Below are 24,787 nucleotides of genomic sequence, written 5' to 3' on the forward strand. Positions count from 1 at the left end.
GGGTGCCGTGTTGCCGACTGCTTCTGCGGGGCCGCACGGGGGTGGGCCGGCGGCGTGCTGCGAACGTCCCGACCGTGGTGTCGTGGCGAGAGGGGATTCTCGCCGCCGGGCCGGTTTCCAGGGCCCGGGCCTGCGGGCGGCCGCAGGCTGTGTGCCGTAGGGTTCTGGCCTCGCTCGGGTTTCCATTTCGTGGTCGTCTCGGGTTCGTGGCGGGCAGCGCCGGCTGTCGTCTGTGCGGTGGGGCGTCGGGTGTTCGAGTTCCTGTGCTCGGCGCTGGTCTGCGTCCGTGCCGAGTCGGTTCAGTTCGTACGCTTGTTGCGGAGGAGTCGGGCCGTCGCGTCGATGTTCCCTGCGTGGGCGAGTTCCTCGGCGGAGATGTCGATCTTGTAGTGCCGGGAGAGTATGACGGCGAGTTCGACGAGTACGAGGGAGTCCAGGTCGAGGCTGTCGTAGGTGGTGGTGGCGGTGATCGGGCCGGGGACCGTGAACTCGTCGGTCAGCAAGGTGATCAGGTGGGCCTGGGGTGTGGGGGCAGGGGGCATGGCTTCCCGTTCGTGGTGCGGGGCGTGGGGACGGGTCCGAAGGGTCAGGGTGGGGAGACGGAGGGCCACAGCAGGGCTGCGGAGCCCCAGGTGAGTCCGCCGCCGAAGGCGGTGAGGAGGACTGTGTCGCCAGGGGTCAGCGCGCCGCGCCGGTGGGCGTCGTCGAGGGCGAGGGGGATGGAGGCGGCGGAGGTGTTGCCGACTCGGTCCAGGTGTACGGCGGCGCGTTGTAGCGGGATGCCCAGGTCGCGTGCGAGTGCGGTCAGGATGCGCAGGTTCGCCTGATGGCCGACGAGGTGGTCGACCTGTTCGACGGGCCAGCCCAGGCGGTCGAGCACGGTCCTGCAGGAGTCGGCCATGCGGGTGACCGCCTGTGTGAACACCTGTCTGCCGTCCATGGCGAAGTAGTGGGAGTCGGGGTTTGGTTCGCCCGGTGTGGTGCGCTGGCGCGATCCGCCGGCCGGGACGGTGATCAGCTCGTAGTGGGTGCCGTCGGAGCCGAGGTCGAAGGCGCGGAGGACCCCGGGCTGGTCCCGATCGGCGGTGGCCTCCAGGACGACGGCCCCGGCTCCGTCGCCGAAGATCACCGCGGTGGTGCGGTCGCCCGGGTTGAGGATGGTGGAGTAGGTCTCGGCGCCGATCACCAGGATGCGGCGGGCCTGCCCTGCGGCAATCTGGCCTGCCGCGGCGGCCAGCGCGTACAGGAAGCCCGAGCACACGGCGGCGATATCGTAGGCGGCGCAGTGGCCGAGGCCCAGTCGTGCGGCGATCTGGGGGGCGGTGGCGGGGCAGGGCTGGTCAGGGGTGGTGGTGGCCAGGATGACCGCGTCGACGGTGCCGGGTTCGGCGGGCAGGCGGGCCGATCGCAGGGCGCGGGCGGCGGCTTCGAGTGCCAGGTCGCTGGTGGCGGTTCCGGGCTCGGCCCAGTGGCGCGTCTTGATGCCGGTGCGGGTGGTGATCCACTCGTCGGTGGTGGCCAGGAGCTCGGCCAGGTCGTCGTTGGTGACGGTACGGGGCGGTACGTGGCTTCCCAGTCCGGTCAGGGCCGCGTAGCGAGGGCGCTCGGGGGGTTTGGTCATGGTGGGTCACCGCGGGGTGTAGATGCGTTTGTGGCCGGTCAGGGCGGCGAGTCGGAAGGGTCCGGTGGTCTGCGGGGGCAGGGGGTGGTCGCCGCCGTCGGTGGGCAGCTGTGTCTCGTGCAGGTCGCGGTAGCGGGCGTAGGTGAGTGCCTGGCGGCGGTCGACGACGGTGCGGTGGGCGGTGCGGCGCAGGTGGCGGCGGTATCCGGGGACGACGGTGCCGGCGAAGAACTCCGCGACGCTGCCTGAGCCGTAGCTCATCAGGCCCACTGGTTGTCCGGTCAGGTCGTCGGCGTGGTCGAGGAGCCCGGCCAGGGCCAGGTACATCGAGGCGGTGTAGCTGTTGCCGAGTTGGGTGTTGTAGGCGGTGGTGCAGGTGAGGGCGGTCGTTGCCGGGTGCTCACTCTGGTGGCCGCAGTGCCGTAGGAGGTGTCGGTGGGCTTTGTGGGCCATGGTGGTGAATGGCTGGTGGTAGCAGATCGCGGCGAAGTCGCCCAGGGGCCGGCCGCCGTGCTTGGTGTAGTCGTTCCAGGTCCCCTCCAGTGCCTGGAGGTAGGCGCTGATGGATTCCTGCCCGTTGACCAGGGCGGTCGACAGGTAGTTGGGGCGCCAGAAGTCCATGATGTCCGCGGTGTACAGGCCGGAGGGATGTTCGATGCGCAGGAGTGCGGGGTCGGCTGCCACCAGCAGGGCTACGGCCGCGGCTCCCTGGGTGGCTTCGCCGGGGCTGTCGAGCGGGTAGCGGCTGATGTCGCTGCCGATCACCAGGACCTGCTGGCCGGGGTCCCGGGTGACCAGGGCGAGGGCCAGTTGGAGGCCCGCGGTCGCCGCGTAGCAGGCCTGTTTGAGTTCGACGACGCGTGTGGCCGCAGGCAGCTCCAGCAGCGAGTGGACGTAGACGCCTGCGGACTTGGACTGGTCGATGGAGGACTCGGTGGCGAACAGGACGGTGCGGATGCGGTCCGTGCCGTGGCGTTGGACGACGGGCTGCGCGGCGGTGGCGGCCAGGGTGACGACGTCCTCGTCCGCGGCGGGCACGCTCATGGCCTGTTGGCCGATGCCGGTGTGGTACTTGGCCAGGCGAGCGCCGTTGTGGGCGGCGAGCGTGGCATGGGTGAGGACGAACTCGGCGCTGGCGAAGGACAGGTCATGGATGCCGACGGTGGTCCGACGGTTCATCGGTGTGCTTCTTCCGATTCGAAGTGGCTGACCTGGCGATCGGTCCGCAGGTGCGCCCGCACGGGTTCGCTCGGGTTGGTGTGCACGGCCGGCAGAGGCAGTCCGCCGTGCGGTGTGGCCGCGGCCGCGAGGCCGGTTGTCCGACGCGGCTTGTGGCCCGTTTCGTGGTGCTCACGGCAGGTGAGGCGGCTCAGGCCAACCTCCGCTGAACGGGTCTTCTCGTCGGCCGTGGTGGTGGCGATGGCGCGGGGGGCCGTCCGCGACGGCCGTGCGCCGGTCGGCACGAACGGCCGCAGGAGCGATCGGTGCGTTGCCGGCAGGGCCCTTCTCTCGCCCTCGGGTCTGTTGCCGGAGATGGGCCGTGTGTCCATTCCGTCCAGGGGTGTGTATGTGGCGGCTGTGGGGGCGTTCATCGGGTTCCTCGCGTGGTGCCGGTGCGGGTGGGGGCTGGGACGAGCGGGGGATGCGCAGAGCGCGTGGCCGCAGCGGTCGGGTCGATACCGCGGGCGATGCACCAGTGCCGCAGGTCACCGCCGATCAGTACGTCGCATGAGGTCAGATCGGCGGGGGTCCGGGCTCCCAGGACGGTCATGAGAGCTGTCAGCTGCTCCAGCCACTGGCGAATGTGGGCGATCAGGGCCTGCTCGCCTCCCTCGACCGCCTGGGCCAGGAACGGGCTCGAGGCGCCGACCGCGCGGGCGCCCAGCGCCAGCGCGCGGGCCACGTCAAGTGCGTGGCGGACTCCGCCGGAGGCGAGGAGGTCAACTCCCAGGCCCTGGCTGTCCAGCAGGCAGGCGGGTGCGGACTGGCCCCAGTGGCCGAGACAGGCGTAGTCGGTGGCGGGGCGGCGCTGGTTCTCGATGAGGGCGAAGTCGGTGCCGCCGCGACCGGAGACGTCCGCGACAGTGACTCCCAGATCGTGCAGAAGTTCGATGGTGCGTCGGCTGAGCCCGAATCCGACCTCCTTGACGATGACGGGGACTGCAACGGCGGCCGTGATTGCCTGGATCCGCGCCGGCCAGTGACCGAAGGAGCGGTCACCCTCGGGCATCACGATCTCCTGGACTGCGTTGAGGTGGATCTGCAGCGCGTTCGCCTGCAGCAGATCGATGGCCTGCCGGGCGCGGTCGGGGGAGGCATTGGCGTTGATGTTCGCCATGACGAAGCCGTTCGGGTTCTCCTTGCGCACCACGGTGAACGTGTCGGCGACTCGGGCGTCGGCGAAGTAGGCGCTGACCGATCCGGTGGCCATGGGCACGCCGGTCTCGTGTGCAGCGATCGCCAGGGTGCGATTGATCGCGCCGGTCATCGCGCTGCCGCCGGTCATAGCATTGATGTAGAGCGGGAGCGGCCAGTTCAGGCCGCCGAAGCTGGTGCTCAGGTCGACGCTGTCGGAGTCGATGCCAGCCAGGGCGTGGTGGATGAACGAGACGTCGTCGAAGTCGTTGCGGCCCGATCGCTGCTGGTGCTGTGCGTGGGCGTGGCGCACGTGGTCGTCCTTGCGTTCAGCGGACATCCGGGCCTCCAGAGGTCGTCGGCCGGGGGCACGGGGCGGCGGTACGCAGGCTCAGCGGGACGATCCCGGCGGCCTGCCACGCGCTGTGAAGGCGCCGCGCGTCGTCCGGTGCACCGGCGTCGGTGAACGCGATTCCGCAGTCGCCGCCGCCCGCTCCCGACGGCTTCGCCGTGGCGCCCAGGGCCTCGGCGCTCTGGCACAACACCGTCAGCCGGGGGGTGTACAGACCCAGCGCCGCCTGGTGGTCCAGGGCGGCGAGCAAGCGGCGCAGCGCACTGATCCCGGTGAGGAAGCGATGTTCGTCGCCGTGCTGCAGGGCGTGGATCGCGGTGAGCACCAGCGTGTCGCTGCGGGTCAGGAACCGGTGGTGGTGGGGCGTGCCGCGGAAGGCCTGGAAGCGTTCACGCAGGGTGTCGGAGGATGCGGGGTTTCCGGTCCAGCCGGCATGCAGGGCGAGTCGGTGCGGTGCGGGCAGGTGTCGCAGGGTGAATCCGGGCCACGGTAGGCGCAGTGCCGCCTCGATGCCTTGCTGCCGGGTCAAGCGGGCGACGGCTACGCGGTCGGGGGACCGGAAGGCGATCCATCCGCCCCAGACGGCCGCGGCGACGTCGCCGCCCGACCCGCCGTCGTTGATGACGGTGGCGAGCATCGCCAGGCGGAAGACCTCCCGGGGGGTCAGGGTGATGCCGTAGGAGGCTGCTACGGCGGCGGTGGTGGCCACGGTCGCGGCGCCGCTGGATCCGAGCCCGATCTTCGTGCCTGCCCGGTGGAGGGTGCTGCGCAGTTCCACCTGGACCGGGGGGACGGCGAGGCCTCGGGCCCGGGCGAGTTCGTCGACCTTCTGGATGGCCCGGACCACGTGGATGACCTTCCGGTGGGCTCTGGAGGCTGCGGTGGTCGCCCGGCGGGGGATGAGTGCTCCGTCGCTGCGGCGAAGCCGCAGGGGTGCGGGCAGGAGGCTGGTGACGATCTCGATGTCCGCTGCCGCGGACGGACGGACGGTGGCGGTGATCCGGCGGTCGACGGCCGCCAGGATCGCGGGGTGGCCGGGCTCCAGCACCGCGTACTCGCCGGCGATGAAGAGTTTGCCGGGCGCGCTGCGCGTCACCGTGCGGGCGGTCATGACCCGTTTCCCGGCAGCAGGCGGGCGTCCGGCCCGGGGCGGGCGGTTAGGACGGTGACGCCTGCGGTGCTGCGGCAGACGGCGGCGGCCACTTGTTCGCTGTTTGTCCGGTGGCACAGGACTTTGACGTTGGGGCCGGCGTCCATGGTGGCGTAGGCGGGCACGCCTCGCGCGCGCAGCGTCTGGACGGCGTCCAGGACGGTCAGGCTGGCCGGGGACAGGTAGCGCACCGCCGGGCGGGCCGCCAGCATGGTGGCGTGCATGCCCAGGGCGTTGCGTTCGGTGATCTCTCCGACCGTGGCCAGATCGCCGCGGGCCAGGGCCGTGCGCATGTGGTCCAGGTCCGCCGTGCTCGATTCGGCCCATGCGGGGTACAGCGGTGAGGTGTCCATGGTGCGTCGCATCGCGGTGCGACTGGAAAGAGTCTTGTGTCCGGGGTCGACGACGGCGATCACCATTGCCGGGCAGAAGCCGTCGGGTACGGGCACGGGTTCGGCGTAGGAGGCGGCGTCGGCGGTGGGACCCATGCCGGTGCCGGCGTGCCAGATCACGAAGCCGCCGCGGACCGAGCGGGCTGCGGATCCGGAGCCGCGGCGGGCGAGCCGGGACAGCGCGAGCGGGTCCAGGTCCAGGCCGTAGGCGGCGGCGCCGGCCAGGGCGAGGGCGGCGAAGCCGCTGGCCGAGGACGCCAGGCCGGCCCCGGTCGGGACGGTGTTGCGGGTGTCGACGGCGGCCGACTCCCGGCGCCGGGCCAGCGCCCGCAACAGGTCCAGGAACGCGGTGACCCGGGCGTGGAAGACGCCCTCGGCATGTCGGCCGCCCAGTGTGACGCTGTCGGGCCGCCCCGGCCGACCGAGCCGGACGCTGGTCGTCGTCGGGCACACGTCCAGGGTCATCGACAGGCTGCCGGTGACCGGCAGGACCAGGTCCTCGTTCCGCTTTCCCCAGTACTTGACCAGCGCGATGTTCGGATGGGCCACTGCGGTCGCCGCCCCCTCGCCGGCGGCGCGGGTGCCGTGGGCGGTGTGTTCTGTCGGCTCAGTGGGCACGGCTCACCATCCCTTCGCCGGCCACGGTCCAGGTGCGTGTCGCGCCTGCGGCCTGCAGTGCTGTCTGCACACGCGCGGCGGCGGCGGCGTCGGCGGCCAGGGCGATGGCGCACCCGCCCAGGCCGCCACCGGTCAGCTTGGCGCCCAGTGCCCCGGCGGCGAGCGCGCCGTCCACCAGGGCGTCGATGCGGTCCGTGCTCAGCCCCAGCTGGCGGAGCAGGACGTGGTAGGCGGTCAGTCGCGTGCCCAGTCCTGCGAGGTCGCCTTCTGCGAGGTCGCGCAGCGCTGCCCTGACCAGCCGGGTCGCAGCGCGCACGAAGCGGGGCCCCGCGCCGCTGTCGTGCTCGAACCGCTCGCTCAGCAGTGCTACGGCCTCCCCCGTGTGCCCGGGGGTCCCGCTGTCGGCGACGACCACGCTCCAGCCGGCGGGCACGGCGCCACAGGCGACCGGCAGGCCGTGCCGGCTCCGCGGGCGGAAGAGCACCAGCGTGTGTGCGCCGGTCGCGACGGCGTCGACGCCGCTGGCTTTTCCGTGCACCACTCTCTCCGCCACCTGTACCAGGTCGAACACGGTGCCCTCGTCGAGCGCGACCCCGAACAGATCACCCAAGGCCAGCACGACGGCCCGGGCGCAAGCCGCACTGGATCCCAGTCCGCGGCCGAGGGGAACCGCGCAGTCGACGCGCAGCTCGACTCGCCTGGCGGAAGCGATTCCGGCCGTCGTGCGGAACGTCGACAGAACGGCGCGCAGTGCGTCCTGCTCCCCACCGGGGTGCTGCGGGGCTGTCAGGGCGGTCCGGTCGTGCCCTTCGGCAGCAGGCCTGGCGGTAGCCGTGACCGTCAGCTGCGGGACGGGCGCGGCCAGGGCGGGAGCGCCGTAGACGGCGGCATGCTCGCCGAGCAGGATGATCTTGCCGTGTGCGTGGCCGGTACCGGCGGGCCGGGCGGGTGATGGGCCGGCCGGGCTTCTCGTCCTGTCAGCCATGGCCGTTCCGGAGCATGGTGTGGGGGTGCGGCGGACGGCGTCGGAAGCGGCCATCATGGGCTCCTTGGTGTCAGGGTGGCTCCTCGCAGAGGAAGACTGGGAGCGGGGCTGTTCGGGTGGTGCGGCGGGCTGCCGCGGTGGCGGCGGCCCGTGGGGCTTGCGTGGTGTGGGGCGGGTGCGTTGGTGCCCGTTCCGCCCGGCGGATCGTGTGATCGACCTCGTTCGGGGCTCTGGGCGGTGGCGAACGTGCTGTGCGGCAGCGTTCCTGTCGGGCTGTGGGTCGCCTGTCGGGGACGCGGCCGAGGGCACCGGTCGGGGCGTCGTGGTGGGGCGCGTGGGTTGACCAGCACCGTAGGTCTGCCCTCACGCAGGTTGTCGGGGTGTGGTTCGTGGGTCGGATGGGGGTTACCGACGAGATCGAGGCGGTCGTGCCGTAGGTGGATGGTCTCCCGAACGAGCACGGCGCGGGCGGTGAGGTGGTCGGGTTCTGCTCGGAGCCGGTGACGACGGCGCAGGCGTCCCTGGGGGTTTCGGCCGTGTACTCGGTGTTCCTGTGGCGGAGGACGGTCGGCGGAGGCGGCATTGCCTGTCAGGTCGCCGGTCGCCGCGAGACTCGGGTACGGGCGGTGGGGCCTTCGGTGCGCGTGGTGTCCGGTGGGCGCAGTGCTTGATCGGTGGCGTTCCGGGGGGCGGACCGGCCGTGTGGGCGGGTCCGTCCGATCGGCGCGGTGCGAGGTCGCCGGCACGGATGGCCGTGCCGGTGCCCGGACGGTCTGGTCCGTGGTCCTGGCAGAGCGGCGGTGGCGTGCTGGGAGGGTTCGGTGCGCTGGGGGGCTCGCTTCGACGCGTGCCGGAGCGGTCAAGGATGTCGCGGGTCAGGGCGGAGGCATGAGGATCTGCCAGTGCTGCGGTGTTGGTGACGGTCTGACACGATGCCGGGTCGTGGCGGACCGCGGACTGGCCGAGTGTGCAGAACGGGGTCGCTTGCCTTCGGCGACGAAGCAAGCCTTGGGGCTCCGGGGGCGGTCGGCTGGCTGTTCCGGTGACGTGACGTCGCGGTTCTTGTCGTCGATGAACGTCGGGGATGCCGCCCCTGTCCACTGCGGGGTCGGGTAGTGGGGGGCGAGGATGGTGGCGGCTGCAGTAGGTTCGCCGGGGATCTGCGGTCGGTGCGGACCTCGCGCCCAGGCGGTGTCCCGGCTGACGGACCGGTGACCGGTTGTGACGGCCGGAAGCCCGGGGTTTGCGGGGCGTCCACACGCTGCAGTGAGTGAGTGGGACAGAAACGGCGGGACGGTGGTCCCGGCAGAGGCCCTGTCGGGAGTGGGGGGGCTCAGGGGGTCCGCGCAAGGGTGCACCCTCGCGGCGGAGGATCTGCCGCAGGCGACTGTGTACCCATCGAACCCCCTGCAACTCCCCTGCGGGAAGAGGACGATGGCTGGAAGCCATGAAAGCCGTGAAAGTATGAAAAGCCATGCAGGGGTGGAGTTGTCCTGGTCACGCAACCACGCGCCTGGCAGCACTGATCGCCGAAGCCGGCCGGCACAGCACCCAGCTCGCGCGTGCCGTCAACGTCGACTGGCGGCCGGTGCGACGCCCCGAGCGTGCGCAGGCCACCGCCGACCGTGCACGGGGCCGCAGACGGCCGGGAACGCGGGACGCTCCCCGGAAGAGGCGGGCACGAACCTCCCCGGACCCCGGGTGAGGAGCCGCTCGGACTGCCACGACGCGCCCACGACTCCCGCTCACCCAACCACCGGCCCGCACCCCCTCCAGCATCGAGCCCCGGGCGGCGCAGACGCCGGAGGCCCCACCCACGTGGGAACGCTGTCCTTGCGGAGAACAGCTCGGGCACCTCCCTCTCGAGTGCGGGCGGTGCGTGGAGGCGTACGGGGGGAGGAGGGCGGTCCCGTGGCGCACCATGTGCTTCCGGTGCGCCCCCGGCCCGTACTTGTGGCAGGTCCTGTCGACTGCCTTGATGGGAGGACGAGCGCTGTGGCACGGCTGTCCCACGCTGTCATCGGGGCGGCAAGGCTCCTGCCCCTGTGGTCCCTCCGCCGCGGCCGGCGTTCAAGGTGCGGGAGGTCCTGCGGAATACGGGCACGGAAGCGCGCTGCCGGCCGAGCCAGTGCACAGTGCCCCGTTACTGCACGACGCCCTCATCCACGCGGCCCGGATGCGCCGGGCCGTCCTGGTGGGCACTTTCCGGCGTCGCCTGCCCGACGCGCCCCGCGCAGAGGCGGGAGGCTGCGCCCGGACAGCGCGACAGGCCGGGGCGTACTCGCAGGAACACTTGTCGGGCAGTTCGCCCGAGCCGCTGGCCGCTGCGGACCCGAACGTCTGACCCAATTGACCATTGGCCGGGACGGCTGAACCGAGCACTCCACGGGACATGAGGAGTTAGCACCCCATGATGTCTGACCTTCCGCCGCACCTCCTCACCTTCTACTGCCCCTTCAAGAGCGAACTCAGCCCCGACAACGACCTCCTCTCACAGGGCACTCGCGCCTGGGTACGGAGGTTCGGGTTCGGGGATGCCGCCCACGCCGACACCGGGGCGGCGATGACAGCCCACTTCTTCCCGCGCGTCACGGGTGAACTGGCCCAGGCACTGGCCGACTACTCGGCCTGGGCGTTCGTCGTCAACGACCATGCCGTGCCCGAGCCTGGTACGGCCGCCACCTGCGATGTGGTGGACGACATGAACCGTTGGGCGCGCGTGATGCGCTCGATCGACACCTACGGCGCGTACGGCACGCCCTTGGAGGCCGCGCTGAGGGATTCCTTGCTCCGGATCCGAGCCCGCACCACTCCCCTTCAGTTCGAGCGGTTCGTCAACGCGCAGTCCACCTGGCTCTGGCAGATGACCTGGGAGACGGCCCTGCGAGAGAAGCAGAAGCAGCTGGGCGTCAACGACTATCTCGCCATGCGTGTCGGCGCCGTCGGCGTGTATGCCACCCACGGCTGCATCGACGCCGTTGCCGGCATCGAGACCCCTGACGGTGAACTCGCCCGTTCCTGTGTCCGCGCCGCCTGCGAAGCAGGGGCTTTCGCCTCCGCACTGGACAACGACCGGTACTCGCTGTTGAGGGAGTCCCAACCGGGCAAGGCGAAGTACAACCTGTTCAAGGCCATGCGACATGACAACCCGTACCTGTCCGAAGCAGAGTCCATCGTGGAAGGCGTCCGCCTGCGCGACCGGATCATGTCGCTCTACGTCCGCCTGCGCGACAAGATCCTCACCGACGCGAGCGAGGACCTCGCCCGATACTTCGCCACCCTCGATCTGGTCATCGGCGGCAATGTTCGCTTCGGCACCAGCGCCACGCGCTACGTCACGCCAAGGAACGCCCCCCGGCCAGTGGTTCTCACCGCCCCGCCAGCGGAGCTCTCGTCTGAGCCCGCCCCGTACCCGACGATCGCCTGGTGGTGGGACCAGCTCGGCTGACAGTGGTGGCTGCCGCCCCACAGCGCGGGGTGCGAAGGGGCAGCCCTCGACGGAGCCGCGCAGACCCTGCGGAACTGGGTGCGCTGCCGATGCCGGGCCGGCTCGGCCGGGCAGACGCTGAACGCCGAGGAGCGGGCCGAGCTCGAGTGGCAGGTCGAGAAGGAGGTCCTGCGCCGGGGCAGCCGCGTACTCGGCACCGACGATGAAGTGAGGTCCCGCCGCTGGGACTTCACCCGCCACCCATGGCACCGAGTTCGGTGTCCAGCGGTCGCGCGAGACCCTGGGTTCCGCGCGATTCGGTTACTGCGCCTGGCGGGCCGGTGCTCGGGCGCGTGCCGACCGGGCTGCTGCGGAGGCCGCGCTGGTGGGCGTGATCCGCGCGGTCCCCCGGGAGACGCGGGGCGCCCACGGCGCGCCGAAGGTGCACGCGGAACTGCGGGCCCAAGGTCGTCTGGTCAAACCCAAGCTGACAGCCCGCCTGATGGACGAACGCGGCATCGTCAGCCCGTCACCTGCGCAACATCTGCCGAGTCACCGTCTGGACCAGAGTGTGCCGGCAGGGCCGGACCTGGTTGGACGGGACTTCACCGGGGCGGGCCCGATGTCCGGTGGGTCGGCGACATCACGTATCTGCCGCTCGGCGGCTCGTGGATGTATCTGGCTACCGTCATCGACCTGCACTCGCGCCGGCTCGTGGGCTGGTCGGTGGCCGGCCCCATGCACACCCGGCTCGTCGCCGACGCCCGGGAGGCCGCGGTGGCGGCCCGCGGCGGCCTGGTCGACGGCGTGATCTTCCACTCCGACACAGTGGCTCGCCCCATACGGATCGGCCGAGTTCGCGGCTTGTGCCGATGCCACCGGATCCGGCGAAGCATCGGGGGCGTCGACTCCAGCTACGCCAGCGCCACCCGCGGAGAGCTTCTTCGCTTAGCTGACAGCGGAGTTGATGCACGGGGCACGCTGGAGCAGCCAGTGTCCGGCGAGGCTGGGGATTGTTCCCCTGGGTCTCCTTCGACAGCCTCAGCCGTCACCACTCCACGCTCGGCCACCTCAGTCCGATCCAGTTCGAACATCGGACAGCGGCGTTCCGTGGGATCACACTCGCCGCAATGAAACCCCGTGTCCACCTACCCGGGGGCAAGCCCACTTCGGACCGTGCACCTGGAAGGTAGTCCAGCTCACGGGCGGGGGGGTCGACCCGGTTCGGCAGCTGGAAGCCGTGTGCTGAGGCGCCTTCGGCCCCGCAGTGAACGAATGAGAGGCGACGCGGGGCGGTGGGCCCGGTGGGCAGGTGCGGCCGGAAGTCGTGACAGGGATGTGGGGGGTGGCGCAAAGGCGAGCACACGCGGCAGAGGAGTTACTTTGGGCGGCTGGGTCTTCCAACCCTTTACGGGTTGTCTGCCGGCAGTGGACAATGAATTGAAGTCATGAAATCCGCGAAAGTATGAAAGCCATTTTGGGGGCGAAGTTGTCCCGGTCACGCAACACGCGCCTGGCAGCATTGATCGCGCAAGCCAACTGGCGCAACGCCCAGCTCGCGCGTGCCGTCAACACCCAGTCGTGCCAACGCGGCCTGTCAACGCGATACGACGACACGGCGGTCGCCCACTGGCTGGCCGGCACTTTGCCCCGTCCCGCGACGCGCGACCTGATCCTCATCGTTCTGTCCACCAGACTCAGACGCGTCATCACCGACACCGACGCCGGCTTCCCCCCGCGCCGTGCCGCCACGGCGAACAGCGGCCGGGACCCTGTCACGAACCTGATTTTGGCCAGTCGCGCAGTCCTGGGCCTGGAGGAAGCCCCCACCCGACGCATCGTCAGCTACCGCACATTCCTCGACGTCACGACGACCGAGCCCCGGCCGGTCCTGCAAGGCTCCGACGTCCTCAAGGAGATCACCGCCAGCTTCGCGCTGATGGACGGCACGCACAGCCCCGCCCACGTGCGCGCCGCCCTCGCCGGCTACATCGCCTTCTCCGCCGTTCCCGCGCCCGGCACTGTCCAGACGGCCGGCTACGCGCGCCTGGCCCACCTGATGGCCACCATGTCCTACAACGCCGGCCATGAGGCCGACTCCCAGATCTTCTTCCGCGCCGCCATCGAGCTGTCCTCAGCCAGCGGGGACCAGATGCTGAACGCAATCATCCTGCGCGCACTTTCGGCCCAGGCCCAGGCCACCGGTGACACCGCGGCCGCACTCGACCTCGCCCAGACATCGCTGGAGCACGCCAGCATCGCGGTGCCGGGGCTGCGGGCCTACGTCCATGTCCAGCTCGCCCTCGTCCACGCTGCCCAGGGCCACGACCGCCAGGCTGTCACCGACCTGACGCACGCGGAGAAGGAATTCTCCCAGCAGACCGGGTCGGGGCAGGGACTGTTCGAGAGCTATCCCCGCGCCGGGCTGGAATACCAGCGCGCACGGATATTCACCACTCTGGGCGAACCCAGCAGGGCCGCGCAGGCCTTCCGCGCCAGCCTGGCACACCGGCCTGCCGATCAGCGCCGCCGACGAGCCCACACGCACGCAGCCCTCGCCCAGCTACTCGCCGAGAACGGTCATGTCGACGACGCGTGCACCCACACGGCGCTGTTCCTCGAACTCCTGCCCGCCGTCCGGGCCGCGCAGTCCGAAGCAGCAGCACGCCGCCTGCACGCAGCCCTCGCGGTCGTCCCGAACCACTACCGGGCAACAGCACTGCGCCGCCAGCTGGCCAACCACTGCGGGTCTGCGCTCTGACAGACCGCGCACGGAGACCGGGTCAACATCCCTTGCCGGGCGGAGAGCCGGCGGGATGTCGCAGGGCCTGGTGTGCGGACCGAAAGGGGGATCGTCCACAAACATTCCTTAGGAGAACCGGTCTCCGCAGCCTCGAACGGTCTGCGGAACGTTTACCGAACCACGGAACCAGCCGTTCCCACACCCATCCTCGTCAGCCCGATCGCTCTCGGCGGAGAGGCTCTCCGTGACGGGCCGGGACTCGGGCTCGACAGCAAGGTGGGGCGGAGATGCCGTCCGGCCGGGCAGCCCTGTCGCAGGGGCGCGCACCGAACCACTCAGGGCACCGTCAAGGGCACCACCAGGCCCGTCACGAGGACACAGTCGACGACCGGCGCAAACGCTCGCCGTCGACGACCGGAGCAAGGCAGCTCGTGCCTTTGACGAACTGGAACGCCGTCGCTGCTCGCAGGGGCATTCCTGGGATCCGGCAAGGAAAGCACACCCGGGTGCTGGGCAGGCAGGCAACGGATTGCTCGGCTGACCAGGCTCCCCTGGCTTCTCGACCGCGCCACGCGAGCGACTGCGCTGCGCCCACGTGGCGGAAACTCTGAAAGACCCGGCAAGCATTGCCGCCCAAGACGCCTACCTGAGCGGCAACGCTGCGGACGGCCCGCAGAGCCCTGAGCCGGCCGGTCGCGCAACGGGGCGCGGGCGCTGTCACTCCGTTCCCTCGCAGGCGCTGCAAGCGGCCTCACGGGACCCTCTCGTATCCGGCCCAGGCTCCCACGGCGCCGGCCAGCAGGTGGCGCCCGTCGACTCGGCCGGAGGGCGAAGACGGGGCAGACCGAGAGCTCACGCACGGCGGTCAGCACGGTGGCCGCCACGGCGCGAGGGGTGACGGTTCACGGGGATCGACCCTCCCGAGGCTGCCGTCCAATAACTGTGTACGTTCACAGTAGACCGAGCTTATGGAGGCTTGTCAATGACCTTCCTCCTGGCCAAACGATTGGACGATACGATGCTACCCTCATGTGCACGTTCACAGTCGATCCTGTCATAGCGACTCATGAGCACCCATTGACCCGGCCCGGCGGACCGGACTCGCCCGTGGGCGACGGCCGTAGGAGCCGGACGAGGTCCGGCGTCCGTCGCCGGACCGGTGCGGGCCGCGGCACCGAGGTCGGCAACGGGACCTTCTCCTCGGTCCGCTCGAGGCCGAGCGCGAGGTCCTCGGTCGGACGAAGCTGCTTGCCGGCCCCGCTGTACGAGAGCGGCCGGCACCGACACGCCGTTGAGGGTCATCCCCGATCGTTGGTGAGAGCGATGATCTGAACGGCCAGGTCGGCCAGGTCCCTGATCTGCTGATCGAGTAGCAGGTCGGTGGGCATTTCGAAGCCCTGCGCCACTCGGTCAGGACGAAGTGGCGGTGCAGGTGGGAGATCAGCTGCCGGATGCGCAGGTACTCGGCCACGGGCGGGACAGTCCCCGCAGCCGAGTGGGCGGCGTCGGCCGCCGCTCCGACGCTGTACGACAATCGTGCCGCAGTGCCGGGGCCGAGCAGGCCCTCGAGGCGCAGGACGTCCTCGCGCGGGCGGTCGGTCCCCCGGGGTGGGCCGGCGTTCACGATGAGCGCCGGGGGCCGGGCGTGTTCGGCAACCAGCAGCGGCTGTCGTGGGCACGGCGGGCCGTGGTGAGGCCGAACGGGATCGCGCCGACCGGCCGGGAGGGACGGGCGCAGCGCTGTCCGGGCCGCCGCCCCGTTCTGGTTCAGCGTTGCCGGGACCAGCGCGCGGAAAGGTTCTCCAGATCGGCCCGGCATGCCACGAGGCGGTCGCCGGGCTCTCGCAGTGCCGGGTCCAGCAGCCACACGCCGTTCTTGAAGGGGTGGAAGCCGATGCTCTCCCACAGGGCCTCGATCTTCTTCTTCGCGGTGCTGCGGTAGGCCTCGGTCACCTCCTGCCGGTCGGCCGGATACTCGGCCATGGCCGGATACGTGGCAACGGCACAGCAGCCGGCGGACAGTCGGCGTATCGCCTCCGCCGCGCAGATCGGCCCGAGGCCGAAGCCGCGCCACTCCTTGGCGAGGCGGACACGGTCGAGGACGAGCAGGTCACCGGCCGGCAGGGTGACGGCGTCCTCGAAGGCCGTGGTGTAGCCGCGGCCGTTCCTGGCGAGGACTGCGCTGGCGATGACCTCGAGATCGCCGGAGTGGTCGTCGGCGACGCGCCACCGGTTGCGTCCGGTGTCCGCCCTCAGCCGGTAGAGGATGACACGGCCGACCGGTGACCCGGGTTCAGGAGTCGCCGGCAGGCCGTCGGTCGCGGTCTCCTCGGGATCCTCGTCCTGCTCGTCGTCGTCACCGTCGAGGCCGTAGGAGATCCGGGCGTGCCAGCACTCCAGGGTGTCCTCGTCGTCCCAGGGCCTGAGGGGGTGGCCGTGGGTGTAGGTGAGGTGCAGCCGGGCCGGATCGCCCGGCAACTCACCGATCGGCCGTCGGGAAGCAGCGCTCATACCGGCGTAGGTTAGCCGCCGGCTGCGACAGTCGGCACCGTCGTTGAAGGAACCGACGGAACAGCCGCTTCACCGGGTCCGCCCGGACCGGACCACGGACGCCGCGCTTCTGCGTACGGCTGCGGCTTTGGCATCACGAGCGCGCGAGGGGCGCACGGACCTTGCGAACCTCACGTCCGCCGGAGGGCGAACTCCGTGGTTGCAGGAAGCCCTGGGACAGGGAAGACGGTCAGGACAGGAACTCCGTGCCGGTGGGCCCCTGAGCGGGGTCCTCGTCGGCAGATCCGCCACGTCGGCCCTCGCCCCGCCCGCTCCACCCCCCCGCTCGTGACGACCCACCAGCAGCCACGGCTGTCCTGTGCAGGTCCGCCCGTACCTGCACAGAACAGCGTCTCGGACAGTTAGAATCACAGGGAGGAACGTCCCTCCTGCGCACGCAGGGCTGACACCACCACCCCGAACGAGGCCGCCCGGTCGGCCCGGGATCTGCCGTCCCTGCGCACGCAGGGCACCCCGCCCACCCGGCAACTGCCGCCTGGATCCGCTCGTCCCCGCCTGCTCCGAGTGGGCGGCACCTGTACGGACTGCGGCGCTCCGGTGAACCCGTGCCGGGGGCAACCTGTGCCGCGGCCAGGGCTCCTGAAGCCCGATGGTCTGCAAGAACCCCGGTTTCAAGGAAGGCCGGCGCACCCACCGAGTCGGCCGACATCACGCCGGGCAACGGCTGAGGAGAGCCGCATGCCACTGTTCACGCTCCTCACGGCGGCCGCGGTCGCAGGATCCCTCGCCGGCCTGGTGCGGGTGAGCCGAGCCCACCGAACACTTCCGGTGCCACCGTTGCCTCGCTGCCTCCGGACGGCCCGGGACGCCCCGAGCCCTTCTACCTCCTCGTGGAACTTCTTCTGCCGCACCGGCTCCTCGGGAGCCGCAGTGCCCTGCTGGAGGCCCGCCATCGCACGCTCCGAGCCACGACGAGGGCCGGGGGAACTGCTCGTCGCAGCCACGGCCGTCCAGGGACCGAACACCCTCCTGGGCGATCGGCCGGGCATCACCACCACCTCGCTCGCGGCCGCCGCCCGGCCGGCCGCCGTGTTCACCCAACCCCGTCGCCACCTGGTTCCGGCGACCCGCTACCGCCGCTCCTCGTCCTCCTGCTGACAGCGGAAGTGCCGAGCGGTGCGGCCCTTCCGTCCGACCCGCCGGATCCTCGGGCGGCGCGACCGGGAAGCCTCATCGTTGCGACCGCCGTCCTCGCCACGCCCCTGCCGGCCCTCCTCGTCCACCGGCTCGACCGACCTGCGCGACCGCACCCCGCCTCCAGGAAGCCGGGTGAGCCCGCCGCGGCCCACCGTTCCCTGCCGCGTCCGAAGGAAGGACAAGGACCCGGATGGTCGAATTCCACGTACCTGCCCGCTACTGCCCGCTGCACCCCTCCCGACCGCACCCGGCCCAGGAACACCTCGAGAGCCGGGCCCTGGACTGGCTGGCGGCCCAGGGCCTGTTCACCGCCCCGGAGATCCGGAGGAAGGCCGAAGCCACGAAGTCGCACATCCTCGTGGGCCAGGTGACGCCCGATGCGCCGACCGACCTGGTCCAGCCCGGCGTCGACTGGGCCTACCTGATGTTCCTCTTCGACGACCTGCGCACCGACCTCGGCCCCACGGCCACCAGCACGGGCAAGCTGATGAACTGGCTGCACGACTGGACGGAACTCCTGGCACGCCCCGACCACCTTCCCCACGGAGCGTCAGCGGATCCGCTGATGAACGCCTTCGCGGCCCTCTCCCGCAGGGTGCGGGACTGCACGCTGCCGCAACTGTGGCGGCGCTGGGTTGAGGTCCACCGTGACTTCAGCTGGGGAGCCCTCTGGGAATCGGCCCGGCGCACCACCGGCGCACCCACCTCGTTCGACGACTTCCTCGCCGTACGGGCCCGCCTCGCGGGCTCCGCCCTGCCGCTGATCTCGGCCGAGATCGCCTGCGGACTGTCCGTCCCGGAACCGGAACGCCACCACCCGCTGGTGCGCGCCGCCGTCGAGGCCGCCTGGACCCTGATCGGCCTCGACGACGACATCTACTCCCTGCCGAAGGAGACCCTGCAAGCCGTCGAGTCCGGACGCGAACCTTCGGCCGAGCCCTCGGCCGTGCCACTTCTCCAACGGGAGCACCACTGCGACACCGCCACTGCGGTCGCCCTCCTCACCGGCTACCGCGACCGGATCATGCACCTGCTCCTGCGGCTGCGGCACCGGGCCGACCAGGCCGGACTGGCCCGTGACACCCTCGCCTACCTCGACCTCGCACTCCTCGAGGTCCGCGTCGACGCGATCGACTGGCCTCCGCTCGTCCCCCGCTACACCGACCCCGTCGGGACCCCGCCCCAGCCGATCCGCCTGGTCTGGGGTGAACTCACCAACCGTCCGCCCAAGACCGACACACCCCTCGCCTACCCCTCCGTTTCCTGGTGGTGGGACCACCTCTGACCGCCTCGTCCACAGCCTCGGCTGCACCAGCGGCAGGCTGACCAGCCACGCCCGCCGTCTGCGCCTCGAACACGGTGACAGCCCGGCGCGCCTCGATGCGAAGAGACCGACCGTCGTCGCGGACACCCCACAGGGCCCGACGGAATGGCTGCGGATCGCCAGCGGCAAGAACCGGGTCGGCTGTCACATCACCGTCCACCTCGCCCTGCAGTACCTCGTCGCCCACCAGCGGCCCGCCCCGCGGTTCCCATGCCCGACCAGCCGACCCAGCCGTAACTACCCCTCCGACATGCCCTCGACGAGGACCGCGAAACCGTCAAACGGCTCTTCGAACCGATGCACCAGGTCACCACCAGCCTCTCCCCCGGCTTCCTGGTGATCGTCAGCGACCACGCGAACCTCCCCGCCCCTGGTTCCAGGACTGCGCCCGCTACAGCTGGCGCGACGGCGAAGCCCTCATCCCCCGGGTCCTGGATCGACCGACACCGCGCCGGCATCTGACCTGCGCCGAGCCGTCCCCGCATGCGCTTCGCCGCCAGGATCGCCCGGTCGTCATCGGTGCGCTCGGCGGGCTGGCAGCCGCAGTCAGGGCTCGTGCAGGGCTCCCGGCAGCGCAGCAGTACGGCCTCCCTGACCGGGGTGTTTCACACCCGGCCAGGGCTCTCGTATCCCGCTGCCGGGCAGAGAGCGCAGCAGCGGCTCCGCTCGTCACTGACTCGGAAGCAGGCCGGTCGCTGCCTGCCGCACCCGGGCGCTGCGGTCTTCTCGCAGGAGGTCGAGGACCGGGCCGTACGGTTCCTGTTGAGTGAGCGGGAAGTGGCTCAGCACGTGTGCCAGGTTGACCCTGACAGCGGTGTTCGCGTCCTGGGCGAAGACCTGCGCGAGGTCGGGAGCTTCATGGGGCCGGCGGGCCCAGCAGATGACCGCGCACTGGCGAAGGGGGGCCGCCCGGTGCGCGGCTACGAGGTGGAGCGGGACCGGTGCGAGCAGGTCGGTGGTGCGCAGGGTCTGGGCGCAGAGGCGGGTTGTTCCGGTGTTGTCCTGGTGGCCACTGGCATGGGCGAGGGTGAGGCGTTCGACGGTTGCAGCCTGTTCGGGAGTCGTGGCGCATTCGGCGGCTGCGTGGAGTGCTGCCGCCCGCAGGTTCTGGGCGTCGGTGGTCATGGTGAAGGTGCTCAGGGGGTGTCGGGAGCGCTGTTCGAAGTCGTCCAGGGTGTGGCTGCCCGGGTGGTCGTGGACGGCGATCAGGGCGTCGACCATGGCGGTGCGGGTCGTGCGCGGCAGGGTGGAGGCCAGTTGGGCCAGTGCCCGCAGCGCGGTGGTGCGCCGGTCCGCGGTGTCGAGGTGGTCCTGTGCCCAGGACAGCAGGTGGTGTGCGACGTCGATCCGTAGTTGTCCGAGGGCGGCGGTTTGCGTGTCACGGGTGCTGTTGCCTGCGGTGGCTGCGGCCAGGAGTGCCGCGCACAGGGCGGGGCCGTCACCGATCTCGTAGCCGTTGCGGGGTGTTCCCACGGGTTCGGCGAGGACGTGCGCGGCGAGTTCTCGTGCAGTGTTCTCCACTGCGGGGTCGTCGATGTGCCAGCTCGCCAGGACGATTGCGGCGTTGAGGTTGCCGTCACCGGCGTGTTGGCGCAGTTCCTGTTCGATGCGGTCGTGGTGCACGGTGACGGCGGCCAGGTGCGCCTCTGCCCGGTGGATGTCGAGTTTCACGGCTTCCCAGAGTGCGTCGACTGCTTGGCCTGCCTCGGTGAGGCGGGCTTCGGTGCAGGCCGACAGGAACATGAGCATCGACTGATCGGTGTACCGGTAGTGCTGGGGTTCTCTGGGCAACCAGGTCAGGACGGTCGGCAGGATGCGGGTGGCGACGGTCTGCGGGAGTCGGTGGCCGAGCGCGGCCAGCGCACCGGTTGCGTGCCCGACGGGGTCGCTTGCCGACGGCCCGTCGGGCGGACCGGCCAGGACGATGTCGGCCAGAGCATGGGCGAGGGTGTCGACCTCGTCGTCGGGGACCAAGTCGCCCTGTGCTTCGAGGACGGCTGCCGCCGCTGCTCTCACCCAGCGGGCCCCGACCTCGAGGAAGCGGCCGGAACCGAGAAACTCCTCTGCTTTCGTGGCGGCGGCGACGGCCTTCTCCCGCTCTCCGGCGAGAACGTACTGCCCCACGGCGTGCCGAGGCAGTTCGGCGAGCTCCCAAGCCTCGCCCAGCCGCCTGCGGGCGATCTTCTCATCCATCAGGGCTCCGCCGAGCCGCTCCTTCCAGAGCCAGCGGCGAGCCATACGGACAGCCCCGCGCGGGCGGTTGTCAACCAGTTCCTCCAGCGCGCCGACCACCGGGTCGATCACTCCGTGGATGATTCCCTGCTCACGGGATCCGATCGTGCGGGCCCCCTGCAGGGCCTTGACGGACTGGTCGAAGCCGCTCACGCCGAACGAGAACTGGTGGGAGAGCATCGAGATGGACCGCAGGGCGCAGCGGGCGTCCGCTCCCAGGCCCGCGCGTATGGCCGCCAGGACGGCTCGGCGGTATGCCTCGAGGGCGTCGGGTCCCTCGTCCGCCATGGCCAGTGCGCGTCCCTGGCGCATGAGTACCAGGGACGCGAACCGCTCGGGGATGCGTCCGCCGAGTGCCCGGCTGGCCAGGTCGGCGTAGGCCTGGCCGGGTTGTGTACCTGCGCGGATGGTGAGGTCCGCCGAGCAGCATTGCATCCGTATGCGGATATCGGCCGGTTGGGAGCCTGCGACGGCATCCAGCAGGGCCTGCAGGTCCTGCGGGTTGTCCAGCGGGTCGTCGTCCACCACGACCTGCTCGGCGACCGCGAGCAGGATTCGGCCCGCCAGCGGCAGGTCGGCGTGCACGATCGCGGTGACGGCGCTGACGACAGGTTCCAGGTCGTACCCGTGGACGTACCAGTCGTCGAGGGCCCGCAGTGCGGTGTAGAGATGTGTCTGGGCTCCTGTGCAGGCACGGGCGAGGCGCTCGGCGTGGACGAGTTCGTCCTGTGCTCGCAGTCCGTCGTCATGGCGGTCCATCAGGATGCCCGCCGAGAGGGCCAGGGCCTCGTCGGGCTCGCCCGCTTCCTCGAGCAGTTCCCTTCGGCGGACGCGGAACACCTCGGCGTGGGCCCGGTAGTTCTCCTGCAGAAGGATCTCTACCAGATCTGCTATCAGCACCGCTGCCTCGAGCGGGTCGGCAATGGCCATCGTCTCGGCTCTTGCCAGGGCAGGTGAGAGCCCCAGGTGTTCCAGAGGATCGTTGAGCAGGGCGTAGCCGCTCGGCAACACGGGCGGGGCGGGCAGCTCGAGGCCGTAAAGGGCCATGGCCCACTGCGGGCCGAACACCCCGCCCACGACACTCGGCCGCTCCCGCAGGAAGCGGGTCAACGCGCCGGCGTCGTAGAGGTCGATCCGCAGATCGCCCTCGTACTCCTCCTGCAGGGCGACGAGTTCGTTCTCGACCGCGGTGTCGTCGACCTTGCAGCCCACGGCCAGGACGAAGCGGACTGCTTCGAATCGCCGCTGCGTCCACTGCGGCTGGGGGGTTCTCGTCCGTGCCGGGCCTGCGAAGTCGGCCACCGCCTTACGCAACGCGGTGGCACTCAAGGAGCGGATCCTTCGAACCTGGTAGACGTGTGTGCTTCCGTCCTTGCGGCCGATCAGGTCGAGACCGCCTTGGTCCTGACCGGAACGCCCGTAGCCCCGGATGTCGTTCATCCCGTCCACCAGCCACATCGTCTCACCGACCAGGCGTTCAAAAACCGGTGGTGCGAGATCCCCGCACGGAAGGATGGCCGCGGCCATGGGCGGTGGAAGGGAACCGGACTGGCGCCGGCTCACAAGCGCGCTCAGGCGTACCTGCTCCGGATCGTCTCGCTCGTCTGCCATTCTGCTCTCCTGCTCCGCTGGTGCCGCGCATCCATCACTATCACCAACCGCCGACAGACAAGTCGTCCGATGACACCGGCTCCCCCGTGTCCTTCGACCGGTCGACCGTTACGCTCTCCTCGGTGTCGGTCACCGCGAAAGTCCGAGCGCCGAACAGCGACGCCTGCCGCAGCCCCCTGCCCCGGGCCATGTGCTCTCGGCCCGGACCCCAGTCAGACTGCATCCACCGGCCCACGCGGTGATCCATCGGTGGAAAGTCCTGCGCCGACCGGCGCACAACGAATTCCTCGGTCATCGTGATCTCACCGCATGTCGTGCGCCCGTCCCCGGTGAAGCTTGACCGTTCGCACCCGGCCCTGCGACCGGTCAGCCACTCGCAGCCATGTCGACCCTCAACCCGCCCACCCCGATCTCACCCCGCTCCTGCCAACCCGTACCGCTATAAGCTCAACCCGCCAAACGTGCACAGAACAGCGCCTTGGACAGCTAAAGTCACAGGTCAGGAAGTACCGTCCCCGCACACGCCGGGCTGACACCGCGGAGTCGGAGCCCAGCAGCCCGGGCACGGCACCGTCCCCGCGCACGCCGGGCTGACACCCTCTGCACCCTGATCAGTACCGCATGGGCGGTACCGTCCCCGCACACGCAGGGCTGACACCTCGGCGACTCGGTAGGAGTAGGGCGGGTTGAAACCGTCCCTGCGCACGCAGGGCTGACACCCCGGACGAGTGGCCGACGTGGATGGAGCCGGTGCCGTCCCCGCAGCTGCGGGGACGGCACCGGCGTCGAGGCCGTGTGGTGCGGGGCGAGGCTTCTCGTTGCCACCCGTGCGAGGCCGCACTTATGGCCGGGCCGTCCACGGCACCCGGGACCTCGACCGTGACAGCCCTGCCCGTCGGGCACCGGGGAGCGGCCTCGCCCGAACATCTACCGTCCGCCGCGAGCCCCCTGGCCCGGTAGCCATCGCCCGTGCGCCTCACGGGCCACCACCAGGAGCGCCCGGACCAGTTCCTCCCGGCGCGAGCCACGCTCCTTCATCGCATGGCAGTTGGGGCACAGCGCAACCATCTGCGAAGGATGGTCACGCCCGCCCTCCGCAAGCCGCCGCACGTGGTCCACCTCCAGGATCGCCCGGCCGTCGTCGGTGCAGTCGACGGGCTGACCGCCGCAGCCAGGGTTCTCGCAGAACCCCTGGCAACGGAGCAGTACAGCCTCCCGGGCCTGCGGGATCCGTACTGGGTTCCGGCTCACCGCTTCCCGGCGCCGGCCGGGGAGAGCGGCCTCGCGCCGGTCCACGTCGCCCACCAGTGTCCGGTAGCGCTCCACGGCCTCCGCGGTGGCGGGTTCGCGTGCCGCGGGCCGGCGTTCCGCAGGCTGCGGAGCCGCACGCCGCACCGCAGCGTCCACAGTGAGCGCACGGCCCTCGCACCGCTGGTGACGGCTGCGGCCCGGCGTGGTCAGCCGTTCGCCGCACACCGGGCAGATCCTGCCGGCCCTCTCGGCCACTGGCGGGGCCGGCTCGGCGCGTGCCGGCCCGGGTACCGCCGGTGGGAGCGGGGGAAGTGTCGGCGCGGAAGGGCCGACACTTTCGCGTGACGGCGGCGCATTCTGCGCGCGGGCTGCGGTGAGCGGAATGGGCCACTCCACCACCGACTCCCCCTTGAGGCGGGGCTGCGGCACCGACCGCGCTGGAACCGGACGCGGCGGCAGGGTCCGAGTCCGGCCCGGCTCCGGCTCAGGGGGCCGCCGTCCCAGGCCGAGCCGGGCACCGTGCACCAGGAGCTCGTCCGCGCGGACGATCCACTTGCGGGCGCGGCTGCGCGACGCCAGGTGCTCGGTCGGCGGGCACCCGTTCGACTCCCAGCGCACCGGTACGTCCGCTGTCACCGAGACCGCGCTGCGCTGCCGGTCGAAGCGCACCTCGCACTCCGGGCCCAGGATGTCCAGCAGGTCGTCCTGCTCTCGGCGCAGGCCCGACAGGACCTCCGCTCGCCGTTTCCCGTCCCCGGGCGCCCAGTACGGCCCGGTCAGGGTGAGCGTGACCCGGGGGCGGGATCCGCGGTGCAGCGAGACGAGGACCGTGAACCACCGGGTGCGCCGAAGGACCACACTGCGTCGGTCGCTCGCCCAGGCACTGGTGTAGGCGCCGACAAACTCCAGGAAGTCGTCCGCTTCCACATCGGTGGGCCTGTCCTCGATCACCGCGACATCCTACGATCCGCCCGACGAGCAAGCCGACGGCCCCACGTGGCTGCGGCGACGCACAGTC

At 71.0% G+C, this 24,787-nt stretch carries 15 protein-coding genes and 2 pseudogenes; 6 read left to right on the top strand and 11 right to left on the bottom strand.

Annotated features, from left to right (window positions below; genetic code table 11):
• Nucleotides 1–299: 299 nt before the first annotated feature.
• The 7 genes from BLU95_RS00590 to mvk all read right to left on the bottom strand — a co-directional run bounded on the left by BLU95_RS00590 (nucleotide 300) and on the right by mvk (nucleotide 7,473).
• Nucleotides 300–542 (bottom strand): acyl carrier protein, encoded by a 243-nt coding sequence (locus tag BLU95_RS00590; protein WP_093858145.1) that lies wholly within the window; start codon nucleotides 540–542, stop codon nucleotides 300–302.
• 44 nt (nucleotides 543–586) lie between these two features.
• Nucleotides 587–1,621 carry a beta-ketoacyl-ACP synthase III gene (locus tag BLU95_RS00595; RefSeq protein ID WP_093858146.1) on the bottom strand — a complete coding sequence of 345 codons (1,035 nt, stop codon included), beginning with the start codon at nucleotides 1,619–1,621 and terminating at the stop codon, nucleotides 587–589.
• A gap of 6 nt (nucleotides 1,622–1,627) precedes the next feature.
• Nucleotides 1,628–2,800, bottom strand: a complete 1,173-nt coding sequence (locus BLU95_RS00600; protein ID WP_093858147.1) for a hydroxymethylglutaryl-CoA synthase — start codon at nucleotides 2,798–2,800, stop codon at nucleotides 1,628–1,630.
• 409 nt (nucleotides 2,801–3,209) lie between these two features.
• Nucleotides 3,210–4,316 (bottom strand): type 2 isopentenyl-diphosphate Delta-isomerase, encoded by a 1,107-nt coding sequence (gene fni, locus BLU95_RS00605; RefSeq protein ID WP_093858148.1) that lies wholly within the window; start codon nucleotides 4,314–4,316, stop codon nucleotides 3,210–3,212.
• Nucleotides 4,306–5,439 carry a phosphomevalonate kinase gene (locus BLU95_RS00610; RefSeq protein WP_093858149.1) on the bottom strand — a complete coding sequence of 378 codons (1,134 nt, stop codon included), beginning with the start codon at nucleotides 5,437–5,439 and terminating at the stop codon, nucleotides 4,306–4,308. The genes fni and BLU95_RS00610 overlap by 11 nt, the downstream gene beginning before the upstream one ends.
• Complete coding sequence (gene mvaD, locus BLU95_RS00615) at nucleotides 5,436–6,488, bottom strand: diphosphomevalonate decarboxylase (RefSeq protein ID WP_093858150.1); 1,053 nt, start codon at nucleotides 6,486–6,488, stop codon at nucleotides 5,436–5,438. Before mvaD ends, BLU95_RS00610 begins: the two co-directional genes overlap by 4 nt.
• A complete protein-coding gene (gene mvk / locus BLU95_RS00620) occupies nucleotides 6,478–7,473 on the bottom strand; it encodes a mevalonate kinase (RefSeq protein ID WP_093858151.1) in 996 nt (331 codons plus the stop codon). Before mvk ends, mvaD begins: the two co-directional genes overlap by 11 nt.
• A gap of 2,410 nt (nucleotides 7,474–9,883) precedes the next feature.
• Here mvk and BLU95_RS00630 point away from each other — a divergent pair.
• The 4 genes and pseudogenes from BLU95_RS00630 to BLU95_RS00645 all read left to right on the top strand — a co-directional run bounded on the left by BLU95_RS00630 (nucleotide 9,884) and on the right by BLU95_RS00645 (nucleotide 13,661).
• Nucleotides 9,884–10,921, top strand: a complete 1,038-nt coding sequence (locus BLU95_RS00630; protein ID WP_093858153.1) for a terpene synthase family protein — start codon at nucleotides 9,884–9,886, stop codon at nucleotides 10,919–10,921.
• Between the two features lie 364 nt (nucleotides 10,922–11,285).
• Nucleotides 11,286–11,423, top strand: a pseudogene (locus BLU95_RS45435) (IS3 family transposase); the annotation flags it as partial.
• Between the two features lie 107 nt (nucleotides 11,424–11,530).
• Nucleotides 11,531–12,034: pseudogene (locus BLU95_RS45440) on the top strand (DDE-type integrase/transposase/recombinase); the annotation flags it as partial.
• Between the two features lie 331 nt (nucleotides 12,035–12,365).
• Nucleotides 12,366–13,661 (top strand): NsdA family TPR-like regulatory protein, encoded by a 1,296-nt coding sequence (locus tag BLU95_RS00645; RefSeq protein ID WP_093858155.1) that lies wholly within the window; start codon nucleotides 12,366–12,368, stop codon nucleotides 13,659–13,661.
• Nucleotides 13,662–15,410: 1,749 nt separating this feature from the next.
• On the opposite strand, the gene BLU95_RS00650 is transcribed toward BLU95_RS00645, so the two are convergent.
• Entirely contained in the window at nucleotides 15,411–16,154 is a 744-nt protein-coding gene (locus BLU95_RS00650; protein ID WP_159424671.1) for a hypothetical protein, read from the bottom strand.
• Between the two features lie 1,387 nt (nucleotides 16,155–17,541).
• Between BLU95_RS00650 and BLU95_RS00660 the strand changes: the two genes are divergently transcribed.
• The gene (locus tag BLU95_RS00660; protein WP_093858158.1) at nucleotides 17,542–18,636 is read left to right on the top strand and encodes a terpene synthase family protein; all 1,095 of its coding nucleotides are present in this window, start codon (nucleotides 17,542–17,544) and stop codon (nucleotides 18,634–18,636) included.
• The gene (locus BLU95_RS43580) at nucleotides 18,557–19,015 is read left to right on the top strand and encodes a DUF3732 domain-containing protein (protein ID WP_231978171.1); all 459 of its coding nucleotides are present in this window, start codon (nucleotides 18,557–18,559) and stop codon (nucleotides 19,013–19,015) included. Before BLU95_RS00660 ends, BLU95_RS43580 begins: the two co-directional genes overlap by 80 nt.
• 329 nt (nucleotides 19,016–19,344) lie before the next feature.
• On the opposite strand, the gene BLU95_RS00670 is transcribed toward BLU95_RS43580, so the two are convergent.
• The 3 genes from BLU95_RS00670 to BLU95_RS43180 form a co-directional block, all read right to left on the bottom strand.
• Entirely contained in the window at nucleotides 19,345–22,518 is a 3,174-nt protein-coding gene (locus tag BLU95_RS00670) for a hypothetical protein (RefSeq protein WP_093858159.1), read from the bottom strand.
• A gap of 40 nt (nucleotides 22,519–22,558) precedes the next feature.
• Nucleotides 22,559–22,813: a hypothetical protein gene (locus tag BLU95_RS00675; RefSeq protein ID WP_093858160.1), complete on the bottom strand. Its 255-nt coding sequence runs from the start codon at nucleotides 22,811–22,813 to the stop codon at nucleotides 22,559–22,561.
• Nucleotides 22,814–23,445: 632 nt separating this feature from the next.
• A complete protein-coding gene (locus BLU95_RS43180; RefSeq protein ID WP_197698692.1) occupies nucleotides 23,446–24,720 on the bottom strand; it encodes an HNH endonuclease in 1,275 nt (424 codons plus the stop codon).
• Nucleotides 24,721–24,787 lie beyond the last annotated feature (67 nt).

This window comes from Streptomyces sp. TLI_053, from assembly GCF_900105395.1.
Taxonomy (GTDB): domain Bacteria; phylum Actinomycetota; class Actinomycetes; order Streptomycetales; family Streptomycetaceae; genus Kitasatospora.

Excerpts from the sequence above, each read along its gene's own strand:
- BLU95_RS00645 (WP_093858155.1), top strand. The coding sequence starts at position 12,366 with ATGAAAGCCATTTTGGGGGCGAAGTTGTCCCGGTCACGCAACACGCGC.
- mvk (WP_093858151.1), bottom strand. The coding sequence starts at position 7,473 with ATGGCTGACAGGACGAGAAGCCCGGCCGGCCCATCACCCGCCCGGCCC.
- BLU95_RS00595 (WP_093858146.1), bottom strand. The coding sequence starts at position 1,621 with ATGACCAAACCCCCCGAGCGCCCTCGCTACGCGGCCCTGACCGGACTG.
- BLU95_RS00675 (WP_093858160.1), bottom strand. The coding sequence starts at position 22,813 with ATGACCGAGGAATTCGTTGTGCGCCGGTCGGCGCAGGACTTTCCACCG.
- BLU95_RS00630 (WP_093858153.1), top strand. The coding sequence starts at position 9,884 with ATGATGTCTGACCTTCCGCCGCACCTCCTCACCTTCTACTGCCCCTTC.
- BLU95_RS00660 (WP_093858158.1), top strand. The coding sequence starts at position 17,542 with ATGGTCGAATTCCACGTACCTGCCCGCTACTGCCCGCTGCACCCCTCC.
- BLU95_RS00610 (WP_093858149.1), bottom strand. The coding sequence starts at position 5,439 with ATGACCGCCCGCACGGTGACGCGCAGCGCGCCCGGCAAACTCTTCATC.
- BLU95_RS00650 (WP_159424671.1), bottom strand. The coding sequence starts at position 16,154 with ATGAGCGCTGCTTCCCGACGGCCGATCGGTGAGTTGCCGGGCGATCCG.
- BLU95_RS00590 (WP_093858145.1), bottom strand. The coding sequence starts at position 542 with ATGCCCCCTGCCCCCACACCCCAGGCCCACCTGATCACCTTGCTGACC.
- fni (WP_093858148.1), bottom strand. The coding sequence starts at position 4,316 with ATGTCCGCTGAACGCAAGGACGACCACGTGCGCCACGCCCACGCACAG.
- BLU95_RS00670 (WP_093858159.1), bottom strand. The coding sequence starts at position 22,518 with ATGGCAGACGAGCGAGACGATCCGGAGCAGGTACGCCTGAGCGCGCTT.
- BLU95_RS00600 (WP_093858147.1), bottom strand. The coding sequence starts at position 2,800 with ATGAACCGTCGGACCACCGTCGGCATCCATGACCTGTCCTTCGCCAGC.